Annotated in this window: 15 protein-coding genes; 10 read left to right on the top strand and 5 right to left on the bottom strand. The window is 72.1% G+C overall.

The window, feature by feature from the left end; genetic code table 11:
• Nucleotides 1–7 precede the first annotated feature (7 nt).
• Entirely contained in the window at nucleotides 8–1,432 is a 1,425-nt protein-coding gene (locus ABD385_RS36415; RefSeq protein WP_344583940.1) for a purine-cytosine permease family protein, read from the top strand.
• A 214-nt stretch (nucleotides 1,433–1,646) separates the two neighbouring features.
• Nucleotides 1,647–2,219, top strand: coding sequence for a GNAT family N-acetyltransferase (locus ABD385_RS36410; RefSeq protein WP_344583938.1), 573 nt, complete (start codon nucleotides 1,647–1,649; stop codon nucleotides 2,217–2,219).
• 146 nt (nucleotides 2,220–2,365) lie between these two features.
• Here the strand turns inward: ABD385_RS36410 and ppdK are convergent, their stop codons facing one another.
• Together ppdK and dusB are read right to left on the bottom strand one after the other, a co-directional pair.
• Nucleotides 2,366–5,059, bottom strand: coding sequence for a pyruvate, phosphate dikinase (ppdK, locus tag ABD385_RS36405; protein ID WP_344583937.1), 2,694 nt, complete (start codon nucleotides 5,057–5,059; stop codon nucleotides 2,366–2,368).
• Nucleotides 5,060–6,023: 964 nt separating this feature from the next.
• Nucleotides 6,024–7,160 (bottom strand): tRNA dihydrouridine synthase DusB, encoded by a 1,137-nt coding sequence (gene dusB / locus ABD385_RS36400; RefSeq protein WP_344583936.1) that lies wholly within the window; start codon nucleotides 7,158–7,160, stop codon nucleotides 6,024–6,026.
• Between the two features lie 65 nt (nucleotides 7,161–7,225).
• Between dusB and ABD385_RS36395 the strand changes: the two genes are divergently transcribed.
• Nucleotides 7,226–8,683 (top strand): MFS transporter, encoded by a 1,458-nt coding sequence (locus ABD385_RS36395; protein ID WP_344583934.1) that lies wholly within the window; start codon nucleotides 7,226–7,228, stop codon nucleotides 8,681–8,683.
• Between the two features lie 23 nt (nucleotides 8,684–8,706).
• On the opposite strand, the gene ABD385_RS36390 is transcribed toward ABD385_RS36395, so the two are convergent.
• Nucleotides 8,707–9,675 (bottom strand): helix-turn-helix transcriptional regulator, encoded by a 969-nt coding sequence (locus ABD385_RS36390; RefSeq protein ID WP_344583933.1) that lies wholly within the window; start codon nucleotides 9,673–9,675, stop codon nucleotides 8,707–8,709.
• Between the two features lie 89 nt (nucleotides 9,676–9,764).
• On the opposite strand from ABD385_RS36390, the gene ABD385_RS36385 reads away from it, so the two are divergent.
• From ABD385_RS36385 to ABD385_RS36375, 3 genes are all read left to right on the top strand, one after another.
• Nucleotides 9,765–11,243 carry an MFS transporter gene (locus ABD385_RS36385; RefSeq protein WP_344583952.1) on the top strand — a complete coding sequence of 493 codons (1,479 nt, stop codon included), beginning with the start codon at nucleotides 9,765–9,767 and terminating at the stop codon, nucleotides 11,241–11,243.
• A gap of 183 nt (nucleotides 11,244–11,426) precedes the next feature.
• Complete coding sequence (locus tag ABD385_RS36380) at nucleotides 11,427–12,431, top strand: aldo/keto reductase (RefSeq protein WP_344583932.1); 1,005 nt, start codon at nucleotides 11,427–11,429, stop codon at nucleotides 12,429–12,431.
• A gap of 856 nt (nucleotides 12,432–13,287) precedes the next feature.
• Nucleotides 13,288–13,869 carry a TetR/AcrR family transcriptional regulator gene (locus tag ABD385_RS36375; protein ID WP_344583930.1) on the top strand — a complete coding sequence of 194 codons (582 nt, stop codon included), beginning with the start codon at nucleotides 13,288–13,290 and terminating at the stop codon, nucleotides 13,867–13,869.
• A 153-nt stretch (nucleotides 13,870–14,022) separates the two neighbouring features.
• Here ABD385_RS36375 and ABD385_RS36370 read toward each other — a convergent pair whose 3' ends face one another.
• Nucleotides 14,023–15,405, bottom strand: a complete 1,383-nt coding sequence (locus ABD385_RS36370) for a glycine--tRNA ligase (protein WP_344583929.1) — start codon at nucleotides 15,403–15,405, stop codon at nucleotides 14,023–14,025.
• Between the two features lie 222 nt (nucleotides 15,406–15,627).
• Here ABD385_RS36370 and ABD385_RS36365 point away from each other — a divergent pair, with 222 nt between their 5' ends.
• The 4 genes from ABD385_RS36365 (at nucleotide 15,628) to ABD385_RS36350 (ending at nucleotide 19,096) form a co-directional block, all read left to right on the top strand.
• On the top strand, nucleotides 15,628–16,590 hold the full coding sequence (locus ABD385_RS36365) for a metal ABC transporter substrate-binding protein (RefSeq protein ID WP_344583927.1): 963 nt from the start codon (nucleotides 15,628–15,630) through the stop codon (nucleotides 16,588–16,590).
• 124 nt (nucleotides 16,591–16,714) lie between these two features.
• Complete coding sequence (locus ABD385_RS36360) at nucleotides 16,715–17,539, top strand: metal ABC transporter ATP-binding protein (protein ID WP_344583926.1); 825 nt, start codon at nucleotides 16,715–16,717, stop codon at nucleotides 17,537–17,539.
• Nucleotides 17,540–17,551: 12 nt separating this feature from the next.
• Complete coding sequence (locus ABD385_RS36355) at nucleotides 17,552–18,445, top strand: metal ABC transporter permease (RefSeq protein WP_344583925.1); 894 nt, start codon at nucleotides 17,552–17,554, stop codon at nucleotides 18,443–18,445.
• A 213-nt stretch (nucleotides 18,446–18,658) separates the two neighbouring features.
• The gene (locus tag ABD385_RS36350; protein ID WP_344583924.1) at nucleotides 18,659–19,096 is read left to right on the top strand and encodes a Fur family transcriptional regulator; all 438 of its coding nucleotides are present in this window, start codon (nucleotides 18,659–18,661) and stop codon (nucleotides 19,094–19,096) included.
• A 40-nt stretch (nucleotides 19,097–19,136) separates the two neighbouring features.
• Here ABD385_RS36350 and ABD385_RS36345 read toward each other — a convergent pair whose 3' ends face one another.
• Complete coding sequence (locus ABD385_RS36345; RefSeq protein ID WP_344583923.1) at nucleotides 19,137–20,594, bottom strand: purine-cytosine permease family protein; 1,458 nt, start codon at nucleotides 20,592–20,594, stop codon at nucleotides 19,137–19,139.
• Nucleotides 20,595–20,629 lie beyond the last annotated feature (35 nt).

Genomic DNA, 20,629 nt, shown 5'->3' with positions numbered 1-20,629 from the left:
ACCACCGATGAGCACCACCGCACCACCAGACGACCCCGGGGCACCCGCTGCGAGCGCGGTCGAACAGCACGGCTACGACTTCATCCCGGAGTCGGAGCGCTACCTCTCCCCCCGCCAACTCGGCTTCTTCTGGGCCGGGATCAACTCCTACCAGTTCTTCTTCGTCCTGGGCGCCGGGGCCATCGCGCTCGGCCTCTCCCTGGTCCAGGCCGTCGTGGCGGTGGTGATCGGCAACGCGCTCTTCACGCTCGTCGCCTACAGCTCGATCGCCGGGCCGCGCGCCGGGCTGCCGGCGCTCACCCTGAGCCGCGCCCCGTTCGGCGTCCTCGGCAACCGCGTCAACGCCCTGTTCACCTGGGCCATGTCGCTGGGCTTCAAGACCGTCAACGGGCTGCTCGGGGTCTTCGCGGTCCTCGCGCTCTTCGAACGGCTCGGCTGGCACCACCCCGGTGCCCCGGGCAAGGTCCTCGCGACCCTCGTGGTGCTCGGCGTGGCCATCGTGATCGCGGTCACCGGACACCGGCTGCTGGTCCGGGTGCAGCCGTTCTTCGCCCTGGCCATCGCGGTGATCTTCGCGCTGCTGCTCTGCCACACGGTCGGCGACGTCAACTGGAACTGGCACCCCGCCCACGCCCCGTCCGGCACCAGCACGATCGCGCTGGTCTTCTCCGCGGCGGCGCTCGTCGCCTCCGGGTCCCTGTCCTACCTCGTCGTCTCCCCCGACTACGCCCGCTACCTGCCCTCCGAGACACCGGTGCGCAAGGTGTTCTGGCGGGTGCTGGGCGGCGGCGCGGGCATGGCCGTCTACCTGGGCGTCACCGGCGTCCTGGTCGCCACCCGCACCAACCTCGCCGACCCGGTCGCCGGCGTCGAACCGCTCGTCCCCGGCTGGCTGTACGTCCTCTACATCGCCGCCTGCTTCCTCGGCTCGATCTCCAACAACGCCTCCGTCTTCTACTCCTCCGGCCTCGCCATCCAGGCCGTCGGCATCCCCCTCAAGCGCTGGCTGGCCACCGCGCTCGACGCCCTCCTCGCGCTGGTCGCGGTCCTGCTGATCCTGTTCGTGTACGACTTCGAGACCGCGCTGAACGACTTCCTGTCACTGGTCAACGTGTGGGCGGGACCGTTCGCCGCGGTCTGGATCACCGACGGGGTGCTGCGCCGCTGGCGGTACGACGCGCACGCCATCCACACCAGCGACGCCAGCAGCCGCTACTGGGGCCTGGGCGGCGTCAACGTCCGCGGCATCGCGGCGATGGCGTGCGGCATGGCGACGGGCCTGCTCACCATCAACTCGCCGCTGCTGCACAGCTGGCTGAGCGCCCGGCTCGGCGGCACCGACCTGTCCTGGTTCCTGCCCATCCTGGTGTCGGGCGCCGTCTACGCGGCGCTCGCCGGACGGCGGGTGCGCAGCGAGGTCCCGGCCGGCTGACCACGGCGTCCGAGGGCGGCACCCGTGCGCGGGTGCCGCCCTCCTCGGCGTTCCGGGCCGGACGGAGCGCGCCACCGGGCCCGGCGCGGGGATCGTCCGGCGCCGGTGGCTGGGCACGATCCGGATGGCCCCGCGGCCCACCGGCGGCCGGGGCCGAGCCGGCCGCCGCCCGCCCGGGGCGACCGCCGCCGCGAGACCGCCCGAGGAGCACCACGTGACCCACCCCGACCGCGAAGCCCTCACCGTCGCCCGCCTGGACGGCCCGACCGCCGAACGGGCCGAAGCCGACCTCACGCTCGTCCACGCCGACGCGTTCGCCGAACCGCCCTACTGCGAGACCGGGGACGGCGTCCGCGCCGCCTTCCGACGCTTCCGCGACACGACCCGGAACCCCACGTTCCGCGCCGCCCTGGCCCGCACGCCGGACGGCACCCCCGTCGGCATGGCGTACGGCACCCTCCTCGGCCCTCAGACCGACTGGTGGGACGCGCTCACCACACCCGTACCGGAGGCCGTGCGCCACGAGGACGGCCACCGCACCTTCGGCCTGAGGGAACTGGCCGTGCGCCTGCCGTGGCGCGGCCACGGCCTCGCCCGCCGGCTGCACGAGACCCTCCTCGACGGCATCACGGCCGAGCGGGTGGTCCTCCACGTCCACCCGGCGAGCGAGGCCGCCCAGGCCGCCTACCGGTCCTGGGGCTACCGCAAATACGGCGAGACCCACCTCCGAACCGGCACCACCCCGTACGACGCCCTCCTCCTCACCCTGAGACACCGACCCGCGTAGGCCCACCCCCGGCCCACGCACGACCGAGGGCGGCACCTCCGCACAGGTGCCGCCCTCGTGGGGTTCCGGAGCAGGTGGCGGGCCGTGAGGGTCGCAGGGTGTGCCCGCCGCCGGTTCCGGGGGTGTGGGGGCTCGCGCCCCGGGGGTCAGCGGCTGTCGCTGCCCTGGGACTCGGCTGCCGCCCGGCCCGCCTCCAGTCGTGCGACCGGGATGCGGAACGGCGAGCAGGAGACGTAGTCCAGGCCGACCTCGTGGAAGAAGTGGACCGACTCCGGGTCGCCGCCGTGCTCGCCGCAGACGCCGAGCTTGAGGTCGGGGCGGGTGGCCCGGCCGGCCGCCGCGGCGCTGCGGACCAGGGAGCCCACGCCGTCCTTGTCGATGGTCTCGAAGGGGCTGACGCCGAAGATGCCCTTCTCCAGGTACGCGGTGAAGAAGCTGGCCTCCACGTCGTCGCGGGAGAAGCCCCAGACGGTCTGGGTGAGGTCGTTGGTGCCGAAGGAGAAGAAGTCCGCGGACTCGGCGATCTGACCGGCCGTGAGGGCGGCGCGGGGCAGTTCGATCATGGTGCCGAGGGTGAGCTTGAGGTTGACGCCGCGGGCCTGCTGGACCTCGGCGATGACCTGCTCGGCCTCCTCGCGGACGATCTCCAGCTCCTGCACGGTGCCGACCAGCGGAATCATGATCTCCGCCCGCGGGTCGCCCTTGGCGTTCTTGCGCTCGGCGGCGGCCTCGGCGATGGCCCGCACCTGCATGGCGAACAGGCCGGGGATGACCAGGCCCAGGCGGACGCCGCGCAGCCCCAGCATCGGGTTCTGCTCGTGCAGCTTGTGCACGGCCTGGAGGAGGCGCAGGTCGTTCTCGTGCGGCTCCTTGCGGGCCTCGGCGAGCGCGACCCGCACCGACAGGTCGGTGATGTCGGGCAGGAACTCGTGCAGCGGCGGGTCCAACAGGCGGACGGTCACCGGCAGGCCGTCCATCGCCTCGAACAGCTCGATGAAGTCGGCCTTCTGGAGCGGCAGCAGCTCGGCGAGGGCGGCTTCCCTGTCGGCGTCGCTGTCGGCCAGGATCAGGCGCTCGACCATCTCCCGGCGCTCGCCGAGGAACATGTGCTCGGTGCGGCACAAGCCGATGCCCTGGGCGCCGAACCGGCGGGCGCGGGCGGCGTCCTCGGCGTTGTCGGCGTTGGCCCGCACGCGCAGCCGGCGCACCCGGTCCGCGTACGCCATGACCCGGTGGACGGCCTTGACCAGCTCGTCGGCGTCCTCGGCGCCGGCGTGCATCCGGCCCTCGAAGTACTCGACGACCGGGGACGGCACAACCGGGACCTCACCGACGTAGACCTTGCCGGTGGAGCCGTCGATGGAGACGACGTCCCCCTCCTCGATGACGGTGCCGTCCTTGGTGGTCAGCTTGCGGGTCTTGGTGTCGACCTCCAGCTCCTCGGCGCCGCAGACGCAGGTCTTGCCCATGCCGCGGGCGACGACGGCGGCGTGCGAGGTCTTGCCGCCGCGCGAGGTGAGGATGCCCTCGGCGGCGATCATGCCGTTGAGGTCGTCGGGGTTGGTCTCGCGGCGGATCAGGATGACCTTCTCGCCGGAGCGCGACCACTTGACGGCCGTGTAGGAGTCGAAGACGGCCTTGCCGACCGCCGCGCCCGGGGAGGCGGCGATGCCGCGGCCGATCAGCTCGGACTTCGCGTCCAGGTCGAAGCGGGGGAACATCAGCTGCGCCAGCTGGCCGCCGGTGACCCGCTGGAGCGCCTCGGCCTCGTCGATCAGGCCCTGGTCGACGAGCTGGGTGGCGATCCGGAAGGCGGCACCGGCGGTGCGCTTGCCGACCCGGGTCTGGAGCATCCACAGCTTGCCGCGCTCGATGGTGAACTCGATGTCGCACAGGTCCTTGTAGTGCGTTTCGAGCGTCTCCATGATCTGCATCAGCTCGTCGTACGACGCCTTGTCGATCGACTCCAGGTCCGCGAGCGGGACCGTGTTGCGGATGCCGGCGACGACGTCCTCACCCTGCGCGTTCTGCAGGTAGTCGCCGTAGACGCCCTGGTGGCCGCTGGCCGGGTCGCGGGTGAAGGCGACGCCGGTGCCGGAGTCGGGGCCGAGGTTGCCGAAGACCATGGAGCAGACGTTGACCGCGGTGCCGAGGTCGCCGGGGATGCGCTCCTGGCGGCGGTAGAGCTTGGCGCGGTCGGTGTTCCAGGAGTCGAAGACCGCGCGGACGGCGAGGTCCATCTGCTCGCGCGGGTCCTGCGGGAAGTCCCGGCCGGTCTCCTTGGTGACGATCTGCTGGAAGCGCTCGACCAGCGCCTTGAGGTCGGCGGCGTCCAGGTCGACGTCGACGGTGACGCCCTTGGTGCGCTTGGCGTCCTCCAGGGCCTCCTCGAAGAGGTCGCCGTCGACGCCGAGCACGGTCTTGCCGAACATCTGGATCAGGCGGCGGTAGGAGTCCCACGCGAACCGCTCGTCGCCGGCCTGCGAGGCGAGGCCGGAAACCGACGCATCGGAGAGGCCGATGTTGAGGACGGTGTCCATCATGCCGGGCATGGAGAACTTCGCCCCGGAACGCACCGAAACCAGCAGGGGGTCGTCGGCCTGACCGAGCTTCTTGCCCATCGTCCGCTCAAGGGCGTCGAGGTGGGCGGAGACCTCGGCACGGAGTGCCGCGGGCTCGCTGCCGCTCTCCAGGTAGACCTTGCAGGCTTCCGTGGTGATCGTGAAGCCGGGCGGGACGGGAAGCCCCAGGTTGGTCATCTCCGCGAGGTTGGCGCCCTTGCCACCGAGGAGGTCTTTGAGGTCCTTGTTGCCCTCGGTGAAGTCGTAGACGAACTTCACGGAAGAAGACTGGCTTACGTGGGGATCTTGTGTTTCCGGCACGGGTCTGACTCCTCGCCGACGGGCTGCCCTGACGGCGAGGAACATACCCAGATCGAAGGCGTATGGGTACGTCCACTTGGTCGACATACGTGCGTAACCCGGCGTCCGCCAGCAGATCGAATGTGATCAAGCATTTCGACCATCGTTTACTACCTGAATGCATCGCTGCGCTCCGCAGTCGTCAGGGCGGAGATCGCTACGGAGCGCTCGCTTTCACTTGATGGATTGAACGCATGCCGCGTGGCACCGGGTGCCACCTTTGCGAGAGATAGAGCCCACCCTTGAGTGCTCATATGAGCGCAACCCCTATCAGGGGTGGCGAGAATCACGCGCTCATGTGTGACGCGGGTCCATCATTTGGACCCTCTTCCGCGATGTGATCAAGGAATGCGTCGACCGGAACACCGGCCCTTTTCCGTACCGCGGACAGATCGGCGCACGATTCGGCCACCCGTCACGACGAACCGGCGCCGGTGCGCACCCCGAGCGCCGGATCGTCCTCCAGGCACCGGGCCCGCAGCACCTGGGGTGTCCGCCCCGCACGCCCCACCGCCGACCTCGGGGAAGCAGGAACCACGGACCGGGACCCACCTGTTGAACGCCTCGGTGGCCGTACGGCTCCGGCCCCGTGCGAAGCGGGGAGGGCGGCTCGACGTCCCCGCCCGGCGCGGCCGCGCCGGCGCCCGCGCACCGGCGCAGCCGCCCGGCACCGGGCGCACGTTGGAGCGGACGGTGCGGTCGGTGCAGGCGGGGCGCAGCAGCACCTGCTGCGCCCGAATCCAGGCGGTGCGGCGGGTCGCCGACCGCGGCGCGCCCGGCGTCCGTATCAGGCCATAGTTCGCCGCGGGCGGGAACGCCGCCTCGACCGTCCGGGGTCGTATACCGGCGGACGTCGACAGCGGTCGCCCGGGACGGCCGGCGGTCAGCCGCCGGAGGTGTCCAGCTCGGCGTCCTCGCCGACGCCGGCGCAGTCGTACGGGTCGCGCAGCCAGCCGTCCGGGAGCACCACGCGGTTGTTGCCGGAGGTCCGGCCGCGCGGGCCGTCCGCGCCGACCGGCCAGGGCTGGTCGAGGTCCAGCTCGTGCAGTCCCTCCGCCAGTTCGGCCAGCGACGAGCTGATCGCCAGCCGCTTGCGCATCTCGGAGCCGACCGCGAAGCCCTTGAGGTACCAGGCGACGTGCTTGCGGAAGTCGATCACGCCGCGGGCCTCGTCGCCCAACCACTCGCCGAGCAGGGTGGCGTGCCGCACCATCACGGCCGCGACCTCGCGCAGGTCGGGGGCCTTGGGGGCGCCGGTGCCCTCGAAGGCGGCGACCAGGTCGCCGAAGAGCCAGGGGCGCCCCAGGCAGCCGCGGCCGACCACGACGCCGTCGCAGCCGGTCTGCCGCATCATCCGCGCCGCGTCGTCGGCCGACCAGATGTCGCCGTTGCCGAGCACCGGGATCTCCGGGACGTGCTCCTTCAGGCGGGCGATGGCGTCCCAGTCGGCGGTGCCGCCGTAGTGCTGGGCGGTGGTGCGGCCGTGCAGCGCGATGGCGGTGACGCCCTCCTCGACGGCGATCCGGCCGGCGTCGAGGAAGGTGAGGTGGTCGTCGTCGATGCCCTTGCGCATCTTCATCGTCACCGGCAGCGCGCCGGCGCCGGTGACCGCCTCGCGGAGGATGGCGCGCAGCAGGGGCCGCTTGTACGGCAGGGCGGAGCCGCCGCCCTTGCGGGTCACCTTGGGGACCGGGCAGCCGAAGTTGAGGTCGATGTGGTCGGCCAGGTCCTCTTCGACGATCATGCGCACGGCCTTGCCGACGGTGACCGGGTCGACGCCGTACAGCTGGATCGACCGCGGACGCTCGCTGGCGTCGAAGTGGATCAGCTGCATGGTCTTCTCGTTGCGCTCGACCAGGGCCCGGGTGGTGATCATCTCGCTGACGAAGAGGCCCTTGCCGCCGCTGAACTCCCGGCACAGCGTCCGGAACGGGGCGTTGGTGATGCCGGCCATGGGTGCCAGGACCACGGGGGGCTGCACCGTGTGCGGGCCGATCTGCAGCGAACTCATGGCTCCCATTGTCCCGCACGCGGCCGGGCACCCCGCCGGGGGCCGTCCGGCCCGGATCGTTGTAGCGTTCAACCATGCCTGACCTCAGCCGTCGGCGGCGTCTGCTCGTCCTGGCGATCTGCTGCATGAGCCTGCTGATCGTCAGCCTCGACAACACCGTCCTCAACGTCGCCCTGCCGTCGATGCAGCACGAACTGGGTGCCTCGATCTCCGGCATGCAGTGGACGATCGACGCCTACACCCTGGTGCTGGCCTCGCTGCTGATGCTCGCCGGCTCGACCGCGGACCGCCTGGGCCGGCGCCGGGTCTTCACGGCCGGTCTGGTGGTCTTCTCCCTCGGCTCCCTGCTGTGCAGCCTGGCGCCCGACCTGGAGTGGCTGGTGGCGTTCCGGATGGTGCAGGCGGTCGGCGGGTCGATGCTCAACCCGGTCGCCATGTCGATCATCACCAACACCTTCACCGACCCCCGGGAGCGGGCCCGCGCCATCGGGGTGTGGGGCGGGGTGGTCGGCATCAGCATGGCCGCCGGGCCGGTGATCGGCGGGCTGCTGGTGCAGAGCGTCGGCTGGCGCTCGATCTTCTGGATCAACGTCCCGATCGGCGCCCTGGCGCTCTTCCTCACCCTGCGTTACGTGCCCGAGTCCCGCGCCCCCCGGCCGCGCCGGGTCGATCCGGTGGGCCAGCTGCTGGTGGTCGCGCTGCTCGGCTCGCTGACGTACGCGATCATCGAGGCGCCGGAGGCCGGCTGGACCTCGGCGGAGATCCTGGCGTTCACAGTGGTGGCGCTGGTCTCCCTGGCCACCCTGATCGGCTACGAGCGGCGCCGCCGGGAACCACTGATCGACCTGCGGTTCTTCCACAGCGCGCCGTTCGCCGGCGCGACGGTGATAGCGGTCTGCGCGTTCGCCGCGCTCAGCGGCTTCCTGTTCGTCAACACCCTCTACCTCCAGAACATCCGCGGCCTGTCCGCCCTGAACGCCGGCCTGTACATGCTGCCGATGGCGGGCATGACGCTGGTCTGCGCGCCGCTGTCCGGGCGGCTGGTCGCCAGTCGGGGCGCGCGGCTGCCGCTGCTGCTCGCCGGCTGTGCGATGGCGACCAGCGGCGCCCTCTTCGCGGCCTTCAACACCGCGTCGGCGACCGGTCTGCTGTTCACCGGGTACGTCCTCTTCGGCATCGGGTTCGGCCTGGTCAACGCCCCGATCACCAACACCGCGGTGTCCGGCATGCCCCGCACCCAGGCGGGCGTCGCGGCGGCCGTGGCCTCCACCAGCCGGCAGGTCGGCGGGTCGCTGGGCGTCGCGGTGATCGGCGCCGTACTGGCGGGCGGGGCGCACGCCGGCGCCACCCGCCCGGAGTTCCTGGCCGCGGCCCACCCGGCCTGGTGGATCATCACGGGCTGCGGCGGCGCCATCTTCCTCCTCGGCGCCCTCACCACCGGCCGCTGGGCCGCCGCCACCGCCCGGCGCACCGCCGCGCTCTTCACGGACGAGGCGCCGCAGGACCACCACAGGGCGCACACCGGTTCGTGACGGGCGCGGGCTCCGGGCTCCGGTTACGCGGGCGGCGCGTCGGCTCCCGCGGCCTCCCTGCGGGCTCCGGGCCGCTTCCGCGCCAGTTCCGCCAGCTCCACCAGGCGCGACCGGGACGTCTCGTCCACCGGCGTGTACGTGAGCACCTTCGGGCCGGCGTTGGGGCCCGTCCACAGGTTGGTGCCGGTCAGCTGGAGGACGCCGACGACCGGGTGCCGGAACACCTTGACCGCGCTCGTCGCCCGCTCGACCTCGTGCTCGGCCCACAGCGCGCGGAACTCCGGCGACGCCTCCGTCAACCGGGCCACCAGCGCCTTCCACGCCGGCTCCGCGACGTGCTCGGCCATCGAGGCGCGGAACTTGGCGGTCATCGTGCGGACCGTGGCCTCCCGGTCGACCAGGCTCGCCCGCCAGCCGGGGTGGGTGAACGCCAGCCACATGCAGTTGCGGTCCTCGTCGGGCAGCGCGTCCAGGTCGCACATCAGCTGCCCGTACGTGGCGTTGTAGGCGAGGATGTCGAACCGGCTGTTCTGGACGACTGCCGGGTACGGCTCCAGCCCGGCGAGGATGTCCCGCAGCGCCCGGGGGACGCCGGTGCACTCCTTGCCCGGCAGCGGATCGACCGCCGCGGCGAGGGCGAAGAGGTGGCTGCGCTCGGCGCGGTCCAGTTGCAGGGCGCGGGCGACCGCGTCCAGGACCTGCGGGGAGACATGGATGTCGCGGCCCTGTTCCAACCACGTGTACCAGGTGACGCCCACGGCGCCGAGGTGCGCGACCTCCTCGCGGCGCAGCCCCGGCGTGCGGCGGCGGCTGCCGCGCGGCAGCCCGACCTGCTCGGGGGTGATCCGCTCGCGCCGGCTGCGCAGGAACGCCGCCAGCTCGGCCCGTCGGACCGCGTCGTCGGCCCGGTGCCCGGCGCCGCCCGCCGGCCGTGGCCCCGTCGTACTGCTCGTGCGCGCCGCCCCGGCGAGCTCGGTCACGTCCACCGTCATGGGTCCAGAGTGCCCCAGACCGCAGCCGGTTGCCAGGTAGCACAGGTACCAGGATAAGGACACTCTGGTACCAGGCTGAGCGGCGCATGATGCTCGTCTACGTGAGCGAAACCCCGATAGCGTCCCCCGCCCCACCGGCCCCGTCCACCACCCGGACCACCGCGGCCCCGGTCCGCCCGGCTCCCGCCCCGCTGCTGACCCCGCTGGGCCTGCTGACCGTACTGCTGGGCGCGGCCCTCCCCCTGATCGACTTCTTCATCGTCAACGTGGCCCTGCCGACCATCGACCGCGACCTGCACGCCGGCCCGGCGATGTTGGAGATGGTGGTGGCCGGTTACGGCGTCGCCTACGCCACCCTGCTGGTGCTCGGCGGACGACTCGGCGACATGGCCGGGCGGCGCCGGCTGTTCCTGTGGGGACTGGCCGCCTTCGGCCTGACCTCCCTCGCCTGCGGACTGGCCCCCGACGCCTGGACCCTGGTGGCCGCCCGGGTCACCCAGGGCGCGGCGGCCGCGCTGCTGCTGCCGCAGGTGCTGGCCACCATCCAGGCCGCCACCACCGGCAAGCGGCGCGCGAAGGCCGTCAGCCTGTACGGCGGCACGGCCGGGGTCTCCAGCGCCGTCGGCCAGGTGCTCGGCGGGCTGCTGGTCTCGGTGAACCTGGCGGGCAGCGGCTGGCGCGCGGTCTTCCTGGTGAACGTCCCGATCGCGGCCGCGGCCTGGCTGCTCGCGGCCCGCACCGTGCCGGAGAGCCGCTCCCCGCACCCCAGCCGGGTCGACGGCCCCGGCACCGCCCTGCTCGCCACCGCGCTGATCACCCTGCTGCTGCCGCTGACCGAGGGCCGCGCCGCCGGCTGGCCGCTGTGGTCCTGGCTGTTGCTGGCCGTCTTCCCGTTCGCCGCCGTGGCGTTCGTGGCCGTGGAGCGCCGCGCCGAACGCACCGGCCGCACCCCGCTGGTGCCGCCCTCGCTCTTCCGCATCCCCTCCGTCCGCAGCGGACTGACCATGATCGTCCCGTTCTCGCTGGGCTTCGGCGGGTTCATGTTCGTGGTGGCGGTCGCCCTGCAGAGCGGGCTGCACTACGGGCCGTTGGCCGCGGGCGTCTCCCTGGCCCCGCTCTGCGTCGCCTTCTTCGTCGCCTCGCTGGCCGGCCCCCGGCTGGTGCAGCGCTTCGGGCGCAAGGTGGTCGTCACCGGCTCGCTGATCCAGGGCGCCGGCCTGCTCCTCCTGGCGCTGACCGTCCACGCGGACTGGCCCGGCATCCCGGTCGCCGCCCTCGCCCCCAGCATGACCGTGCTGGGCGCCGGCCAGGGGCTGGTGCTGCCGGTGCTGATGCGGATCGTGCTGAGCGAACTGCCGGCGACACAGGCGGGGGTCGGCGGCGGCGTGCTGGTGACCACCCAGCAGTCGGGCCTGGCCCTGGGCGTGGCGACGCTCGGCACGCTGTTCCTCTCCCTGGTGCCCACCACCGGCATCCGGGACGCGTTCCTCGCCGCCCTGCTCACCCAGTTGGCGATCGTCGCGGGCACCACCCTGCTCGGCCTCCGCCTCCCCCGCACCCTGCGCTGACCTGCGGCGACGCCCGCCCCCTACCCCACTCCGGGCGCCCCGGCCCGCACCTCCCCTCCCCCACCCCCCACCCTTACGAATGACAAATATTGAAATCTGTCAGCCGTCATGCGAAGGTGGATACCGGCACGGCGCGCCCCGGCACGCCGGCCGTCCCTTCCCCTCCCCACCCAGGAGCACGACGTGCAGACCCGCACCCTCGGCACCAGCGGCCCGCAGACCTCCGCCCTCGGCCTCGGCTGCATGGGCATGTCCGCCCTCTACGGCGACGCCGACCGCACCGAATCCCTCGCCACGATCCACGCCGCCCTGGACGCGGGCATCACCCTGCTCGACACCGGCGACTTCTACGGCATGGGCCACAACGAACTCCTCATCAACGAAGCCCTCCGCACGGCCCCCGCCGCCGCCCGCGAAAAGGCCCTGACCAGCGTGAAGTTCGGCGCCCTGCGCACCGTCGAGGGCGGCTTCACCGGCTACGACGGCCGCCCCGCCGCGGTGAAGAACTTCGCCGCCTACTCCCTCCAGCGGCTGGGCACCGACCACATCGACATCTACCGGATCGCGCGCGTCGACCCGGACGTCCCGATCGAGGAGACCGTCGGCGCCCTCGCCGAACTCGTCGAAGCCGGCCACGTCCGCCACATCGGCCTCTCCGAAGTGAACGCGGAGACCCTGCGCCGCGCCGCCGCAGTCGCCCCGATCTCCGACCTCCAGATCGAGTACTCCCTGCTCTCCCGCGGCATCGAGGCCGCGATCCTGCCCACCGCCCGCGAACTCGGCATCGGCATCACCGCGTACGGCGTGCTGTCCCGCGGCCTGATCAGCGGCCACTTCGGCCGCGACCGCAAGCTGGCCGCCAACGACTTCCGCGGCATGTCCCCGCGCTTCCAGGGCGACAACCTCACCCGCAACCTCGACCTGGTCGACGCCCTCCGCGCGATCGCCGAAGCGAAGGGCATCACGGTCGCCCAGACCGCCATCGCCTGGGTCCTCTCCCGCGGCGAGGACATCGTCCCCCTGATCGGCGCCCGCCGCCGCGACCGCCTGACCGAGGCCCTCGGCGCCCTCGACACCACCCTGGACGCCACCGACCTCACCGCCATCGAACGCGCCGTCCCCGCCGGCGCCGCCGCCGGCGCCCGCTACCCCGCCTCCCAAATGACCCACCTCGACAGCGAGCACTAACGCCACCCCCTTCGGGCCTCGCCCCACGTTGTCGGCCATCCCGCCGTGGGTTGTTGTTTGCACCTGCGGCGCGTTGCCGCTGCCGTTGCCGCTGCGCGGGGCTTCGTCGTACGTCGTCGGCCTCCCCACCGTGGGGGTTTCGCTGTTTGCGCCTGCGGCGCGGGGCCGCTGCCGTTGCCGCTGCGCGGGGCTTCGTCGTACGTCGTCGGCCTCCCCGCCCTGGGGGTTTCGCTGTTTGCGCCTGCGGCGCGGTGCCGCTGCGCGGGGCTGGTCGGGGGCGGTGCCGGGTGTGCGGGAGGTGGGGTGCCCGGACTGCTGCGCTTTACGTCCGGGCACCCCACCTCCCGCACACCCGTCCCCTCCCGTTTGTGGGTGGGAGAGAGGCGGTGGGGGTTCGCGTAGGTGGGCCAGTGCGCGTTGGGTGTGCCGCGCAGTGTGAGGGAGGGCGTGATGCGACACTCCCTACCCGCCTCGGCACGGGGGCGCGAGCCCCTGCTGCCTTGCCACGAACCGGCACCAGCCCACACACCAAGGGCCCCACTCACCCGTCTTTCAACCCACCCTCAACGGGAGGGGGCGGGCCGGAGGGGGTGGTGTGCAGGACGTAAAGCGCAGCAGTCCTGCACACCACCCCCGCAGGCCCGACACCGCCACCCAAACGCCCCGCGCAGCGGACAACGCCCGCCGCAGGCGCAACGGCGGCAAACCCCACAACGTGGGAACAGGCCCGCGCCGCCAGGCGCAAACCGCAACCACCACGGCGGAAAAGCCAAAAACGTGGGAAGCAGCCCAGCGCAGCGACCCGGTACCGTCCATAGGAGTCGCCCCCCATAACCCGAAAGGTCGGACCGACCCCATGCCACCCGAGACGTTGACGCCCGAGCGGATCCTCGAAGCCACCGAGGAGGTGCTGCGCCGGTACGGGCCGGCGAAGGCCACGGTCGTCGACGTCGCGCGGGCGCTGGGCGTGAGCCACGGCAGCGTGTACCGGCACTTCCGGACGAAGACGGCGCTGCGGGAGGCGGTCACGGCGCGTTGGCTGGACCGGACGAGCGCGTCGCTGGCGGGGGTCGTGGCGGACGCGGGGCCGGCCGAGGAGCGGTTGGGGCGCTGGCTCGGCATGCTCTTCGAGGCCAAGCGGCACAAGGCCGGGGACGATCCCGAACTCTTCGCCACGTACATGACGTTGATCGGGGAGAGCGGCGGCGTGGTGGACCGGCACGTCACCGACCTCGAAGGCCAGTTGGCGAAGATCATCGAGGCGGGGGCCGCGGAAGGGACGTTCCATGCGCCGGCCCCGGCCGTCACCGCGCACGCCGTGTTCGGGGCCACCAGCCGCTTCCACGACCCCTGTTACTCCGCGGAGTGGTTCCGGCCGGAGATCACCGACGACTTCGAGGCCGTCCGCGACCTGGTGTTGCGCGGCCTGCGGGGGTAGCGCCGCACGGAGCGACGGCCCGCCCGGGCGGGCAACGCGACGCCGGCCGGCCCCCAATTCCTCGGGGACCGGCCGGCGTTGGCGTGTGTGCCCGCGCGGGGCGGGCGGGTGCCCACGGCCGACCGTTCGCCGGCCGGGCCGCGGGCCGCGGGATCAGCAGCCGAGGAGGCGGCTGCCCAGGTAGGACTGGATCTGGTCCAGGCTGACGCGCTCCTGCTTCATGGTGTCGCGCTCGCGCACCGTGACCGCGTTGTCGTCGAGGGTGTCGAAGTCGACGGTGACGCAGAACGGGGTGCCGATCTCGTCCTGGCGGCGGTAGCGGCGGCCGATGGCGCCCGCGTCGTCGAACTCGATGTTCCAGAACTTGCGCAGGTCCGCGGCGAGCCCCTTGGCCTTCGGGGAGAGCTGCGGGTTGCGGGAGAGCGGCAGGACCGCGACCTTGACCGGGGACAGTCGCGGGTCGAGGCGCAGCACCGTGCGCTTCTCCAGCTTGCCCTTGGCGTTCGGCGCCTCGTCCTCGGTGTAGGCGTCGAGCATGAAGGCGAGCATGGTGCGGCCGACACCGGCCGCGGGCTCGATGACGAACGGGGTGTAGCGCTCGCCGGCCTCCTGGTCGAAGTAGGAGAGGTCCTGGCCGGACGCCTTGGCGTGCGAGGAGAGGTCGTAGTCGGTGCGGTTGGCGACGCCCTCCAGCTCGCCCCACTCCGAGCCGCCGAACTGGAAGCGGTACTCGATGTCAGCGGTGCGCTTGGAGTAGTGGGAGAGCTTCTCCTTGGGGTGGTCGTACCAGCGGACGTTCTCCTCGCGGAGACCGAGGTCGCGGTACCAGTTCCAGCGCTGCTCCATCCAGTACTCGTGCCACTGCTCGTCCTCGCCCGGCTTGACGAAGAACTCCATCTCCATCTGCTCGAACTCGCGGGTCCGGAAGATGAAGTTGCCCGGGGTGATCTCGTTCCGGAAGGACTTGCCCATCTGGGCGATGCCGAACGGCGGCTTCTTGCGGGAGGTCTGCTGGACCTGCGCGAAGTTGGTGAAGATGCCCTGGGCGGTCTCGGGGCGCAGGTACGCGACGGAGGCGGTGTCCTGCGACGGGCCGAGGTGGGTGGAGAGCAGGCCGGAGAACTGCTTGGGCTCGGTGAAACCGCCCTTGTTGCCGCAGTGCGGGCAGTTGATGTCGGCGAGGCCGTTCTCGGGGAGCTTGCCGTGCTTGGCCTCGTACGCCTCCTCCAGGTGGTCGGCGCGGAAGCGCTTGTGGCAGGAGGTGCACTCGGTGAGCGGGTCGGTGAAGGTGGCGACGTGGCCGGACGCCTGCCACACCTCGGGGGCCAGGATCACCGACGAGTCGATGCCGACGACGTCCTCGCGGGAGGTGACCATGGCGCGCCACCACTGGCGCTTGATGTTCTCCTTGAGCTCGACGCCGAGGGGACCGTAGTCCCAGGCAGCGCGGGAGCCACCGTAGATCTCACTGCAGGGGTAGACGAAGCCACGGCGCTTGCTCAGGCTGACGATGGTATCGATCTTGTCGGCGGCCACGGTGCTCTCTTCAGTACGACGTCGGACAGTGGATAGGAGGGCGCGAAGCGTCTCGCTCAAGCGTGGTGATCAGGAGACGGCTGGGCGAATAGTTCAGGGTAGCGGCGGGCGTACCCCACGGACCAAATCGATTCCGGATCGCTTCCGGCCGGTTGGCTTCGCCCTGTGACCTGGCGCGCACTTTGTTGACAATCATTTCCACCTTTGTTGAAAATGAGTGTCATGAACGTACGCCCGCACATATCCACCGCAGTCGTCGCCGGAGCCGCGGTCCTCGGCCTGCTGGCCCTGTCCGCCTGCTCCACCACCGCCTCCGGGCGCACCGACGACGGCAAGCTGAAGGTGACGGCGTCGTTCTACCCGATGCAGTTCCTCGCCCAGCAGATCGGCGGGTCGCACGTCGAGGTGTCCAACCTCACCGAGCCCGGCGTGGAGCCGCACGACCTGGAGCTCACCCCCCAGCAGACCGGGCGGCTCAGCCAGGCCGGCGCGATCGTCTACCTCAAGGGCCTACAGCCCGCCGTGGACACCGCGATCGCCCAGTCCGGGGTCAAGCACATCGCCGACGCGGCGAAGCTGACCCCCATGGAGGTGCACGGCCCCGAGGTCGACGGGCACCACCACACCACCGGCGACAACCACTCGCACTCCGAGTCCGAGCCCGGCCAGGATCCGCACATCTGGCTGGATCCGGTGAAGTACGCCCAGGTGGCGAAGGGCGTGAACACGACCCTCGCGGCGGCCGACCCCCAGCACAAGGCCGACTACCAGAAGAACACCGACGTCCTGGTGAAGAAGCTGGACGCGCTGAACACGGAGTTCGCGAACGGGCTGAAGAACCGCGCCTCGGACACCTTCATCACCACCCACGCGGCCTTCGGCTACCTCGCCGAGCGCTACGGCCTGACCGAGGAGGCGATCAGCGGCCTGGACCCGGAGTCCGAGCCCAGCGCCAACCGGATCAAGGAGCTGCACACGCTCGCCCAGAGCCACCACGTGTCCACGGTGTTCTTCGAGACGCTGGCCAACCCGGCCACCGCCAAGACCCTCGCCGGCGACCTGCACCTGAAGACCGACGTGCTGGACCCGCTGGAGGGCATCACCAACAAGTCCCGCGGCACGGACTACTTCTCGGTGCAGCGCGCCAACCTCGTCGCGCTGCAGAAGGCGCTCGGCACCAAGTGACCGGCCCCCGCCCGCGTCCCGCGCGCCACGTGCCCACCGGGCGCCCGGCGCGGCCCGCGCCGCACATCCCGCACACCCGGCACATCCCACACCCCAGGACGCACCGCACGACGGAGGTCACCAGATGAAGGACACCGGCCAGCCCGTCATAGCCCCGGAGGCCGCCGAGCGGTCGGCCGGGGACCGGTCGGCGGTCATCGCGCTGCGCGGGGCGACCGCGTCGCTGGGCGCCCGACCGGTGCTCCGCGGGGTCGACCTGACCGTGCGGTCCGGCGAGGTCGTCGCGCTGCTCGGCGCCAACGGCTCGGGCAAGTCCACCGCGGTCCGCTCGGTGATCGGCCAGGTCCCGCTGACCGGCGGCGACCTGGCGCTGTTCGGCACGCCGTTCCGCCGCTTCAAGGAGTGGGCCCGGATCGGCTACGTGCCGCAGCGCACCACGGCGGCCGGCGGGGTGCCGGCCACCGTCCGCGAGGTGGTCACGGCCGGTCGGCTGGCCCGGACGAAGCTGGGCCTGCTCCGCAAGGCCGACCGGAGCGCGGTGCACCACGCGCTGGAGCTGGTCGGGATGGCGGACCGGGCCAAGGACTCCGTCAACGCCCTGTCGGGCGGCCAGCACCAGCGGGTGCTGATCGCCCGTGCGCTGGCCGGCGAACCCGACCTGCTGATCATGGACGAGCCGATGGCCGGCGTGGACCTGGCGAGCCAGGAGGTGCTGGCCTCGGCCCTGCGCGAACAGGTCGGCCGCGGCGCCACGGTGCTGCTGGTGCTGCACGAACTGGGCCCGCTGGAGCCGCTGATCGACCGCGCGGTGGTGCTGCGGGACGGCTGCGTCGTCCACGACGGCCCGCCGCCCGAGGCGGTGGGGCAGCACGCCCTGCCCGGCCACGACCACGTCCACCCGCACGCCGACGCCGCCGCGGAACCGCTCCGCACCGGCCTGCTGAGCTAGGGGCCCGCCACCATGGAAATGCTCTCCTTCGCCTTCATGCAGCGGGCGTTGATCGCCGCGCTGATCGTCGGCATCACCGCACCCGCCATCGGCATCTACCTCGTCCAGCGCCGCCAGGCCCTGATGGGCGACGGCATCGGTCACGTCGCGCTGACCGGTGTCGGCCTGGGGTTCCTGCTCAACACCAGCCCGGTCTGGGTCGCCACCGCGGTCGCGGTGCTGGGCTCGGTGGCGATGGAGCTGATCCGCTGGTACGGCAAGACCCGCGGCGACCTGGCGCTGGCCATGCTGTTCTACGGCGGCATGGCGGGCGGCGTGATGCTGATGAACCTCTCGGACGCCGGCTCCAGCGCCAACCTGGGGACGTACCTGTTCGGTTCGATCACCACCGTCTCGCCGCAGGACATGACGACGATCTACGTGCTGGCCGCACTGGTGCTGGCGATCACGGTGGGGCTGCGCCGCCAGCTGTTCGCGGTCTGCCAGGACGAGGAGTTCGCCCGGGTCACCGGTCTGCCGGTGCGGCTGCTGAACCTCCTGGTCGCGGTGACCGCCGCGGTCACCGTCACGGTCGCCATGCGGGTGGTCGGCCTGTTGCTGGTCAGTGCGCTGATGGTCATCCCGGTCGCGGCCGCGCAGCAGATCAGCCGCAGCTTCGCGGTGACCTTCGTGACCGCGGTGGCGATCGGCGTGGTGGTGACCCTCACCGGCACCACCGCCTCCTACTACGTCGACGTGCCGTCCGGCGCGACCATCGTGCTGTTCGCCATCGCGCTGTTCGTGGTCTTCACGGCGGTGGCCACCCCGCTGGCCCGAAGGCGGGCCGGAGCGCCCGCGGCGGCCGGCGAGGGGTGCACCCTGGAGGTACCGGGCAGCCGCACCGCGCAGGACGACGTCCGGGTGTGACCTCGGCGGGGCCGCGGCGACGCCGGGCGTAACGGCGTTACAGGCGGTCGTGGGAAGTGTCGGAAACGGTGGCCGGGCGGTGCGTGTGGGACCGCCCGGCCGAGGGATACATAGAGGAGTACATGTAAGCGCCAAACAGGGCTTCCGGTCATCACCTGGCACAATGGCCAAACGCATGCGCGGGAGAAGTCCTGACGTCCTAGGGAGGCAACGGTGGCGACGAGCGCGGGATCTCCGGTCCGCGGCCGGTCGACGCGGCAGCGCACCGCGGTTTCGGCCGCACTCGACGAGGTCAACGAGTTCCGCAGCGCACAGGAGCTCCACGACATGCTCAAGCACCGCGGCGACTCGGTCGGGTTGACCACCGTCTACCGGACGTTGCAGTCCCTCGCGGACGCCGGCGAGGTCGACGTGCTGCGCACCAGCGACGGCGAGGCCGTCTACCGCCGGTGCAGCAGCGACGACCATCACCACCACCTGGTGTGCCGCGGCTGCGGCACGGCCGTCGAGGTGGAGGGCCCCGCGGTGGAGAAGTGGGCCGACCAGATCGCCGCCGAGCACGGCTTCCGCGACGTGGCACACACCGTCGAGATCTTCGGGACGTGCGGGGAGTGCGCGACCAAGGCGGAGGCGGGCGGCCGGGGCGTCTGACGGCCCCGGCCGGCACCGGCCCGCCGCCCCGCGGGCCAGTTCAGCGGCGCACGGCGCGCCGGGCCAGCAGCGCGTAGAGGGCGGACGCGACCACGAGGCCGGCCGGCAGGGCCAGGTCGACGCCGCCCGCGGCCGCCGCCAGCGGGCCGGTGTAGAGGGTGTCCACGCAGCAGGCGGAGACGGCGACGCCGCCGGCGAGGGCCGTGGCGCCGGCCCAGTTGACGCCCCCCGTGTACCAGAACGGCCCGCCGCGGCCCTCGTCGGTGAGCGCCGGGCCGTCGTAGCGGTTGCGGCGCAGCACGATGTCGGTGGCGTAGACGGCCGCGGTGGGGCCGAGCAGCACGACGGTCAGCTGGAGCACGTTGCTGACGGTGTCGAGGAAGTTGGAGACCAGCAGCGCGTAGAGGGTCAGGCCGACGGCGACCGCCCCGTCGGCGAGGATGCTGACCGACCGGCGGATGCGCAGGCCCACGGCCTGGAGGGCGAGGCCGGCGCTGTAGGCGGTGAGCGCGTTGATCGCGACGGTGCCGAGGACCAGCGCGAGCAGGAAGAGCGGCGTGAACCAGCCGGGCAGGATCCGTTGGAGCGCGGTCTGCGGGTCGGTCATGTCGACGGCGGTGGCGGCGAACGCGCCCAGGGAGCAGACGGCCACGCCGGGCAGGAAGCCGCCGAGGGCGGTCCAGCCCACCACCGCGAGCGGTGAGGTGGAGCGCGGCAGGTAGCGGGAGAAGTCGGCGCTGGTGGTGTACGACAGCGGTCCGGAGGCGATGAGGGTGATCCCGCCGAAGACGGTGGCCCACAGGGCGGTGCCGGTCAGCGGGTGGGCGGGCGCGTAGCCGAAGTCGGCGTGGTCGAGGACCGCGTAGGCGACGACCGCGAAGGCCGCGGTGAGGACCAGCGTGATCGGGGTGTAGAGCTTCACGATCAGCGCGTGCCCGTAGACGCTGATGGTCAGGGTGACCGCGGCGATGGCCACCACCACGACGGTCTTGACGCCGGTGGTGGCGTGGATGCCGGTCTCCTCGACGAGCGAGAAGGCGGCGCTGGCGGCCGAGGCGAGGTTCAGCGCCACGTAGCAGACCGAGATCAGCCAGCCGGTGACGGCGTTGTTCACGCGGTTCCCGCGGACGCCGTAGAGGGCGCGGGTGATCACTTCGCTGGGGGCGCCGGCGGCCGGTCCCGGCACCGCGAGCACGCCGGTGAGGACCCAGAAGAGGTTGCCGACCACGATCACCGCGAGGGCCTGCCGGAGGGTCAGGCCCATGAGGACCAGGGCGCCGCCGACCACCAGGCTGAGGTAGTTGACGTTGGCGGCGGCCCAGACCGAGAACAGTCCGCGCGGGCGGCCATGGCGGTCCGCGTCGGGGATGTGGTCGATGCCGTGGACCTCGATCCGGCCGGCGCGGTCCGGGGCCGGCGCGGCCGTCCCGGACGCGTCGTCGGTGCCGGCGCGCGGGTCGGGAAGTGTGGACGCCGGGTCGGGGGTCGTGGACGCCATGGGCCCTCCGTGGAGCTGGTCGTGAGCGACCTCGG

Source organism: Streptomyces lunalinharesii (genome assembly GCF_039532155.1).
Classification (GTDB): Bacteria; Actinomycetota; Actinomycetes; order Streptomycetales; family Streptomycetaceae; genus Streptomyces; species Streptomyces lunalinharesii.
This window is presented reverse-complemented; position numbering and strand designations above follow the sequence as displayed.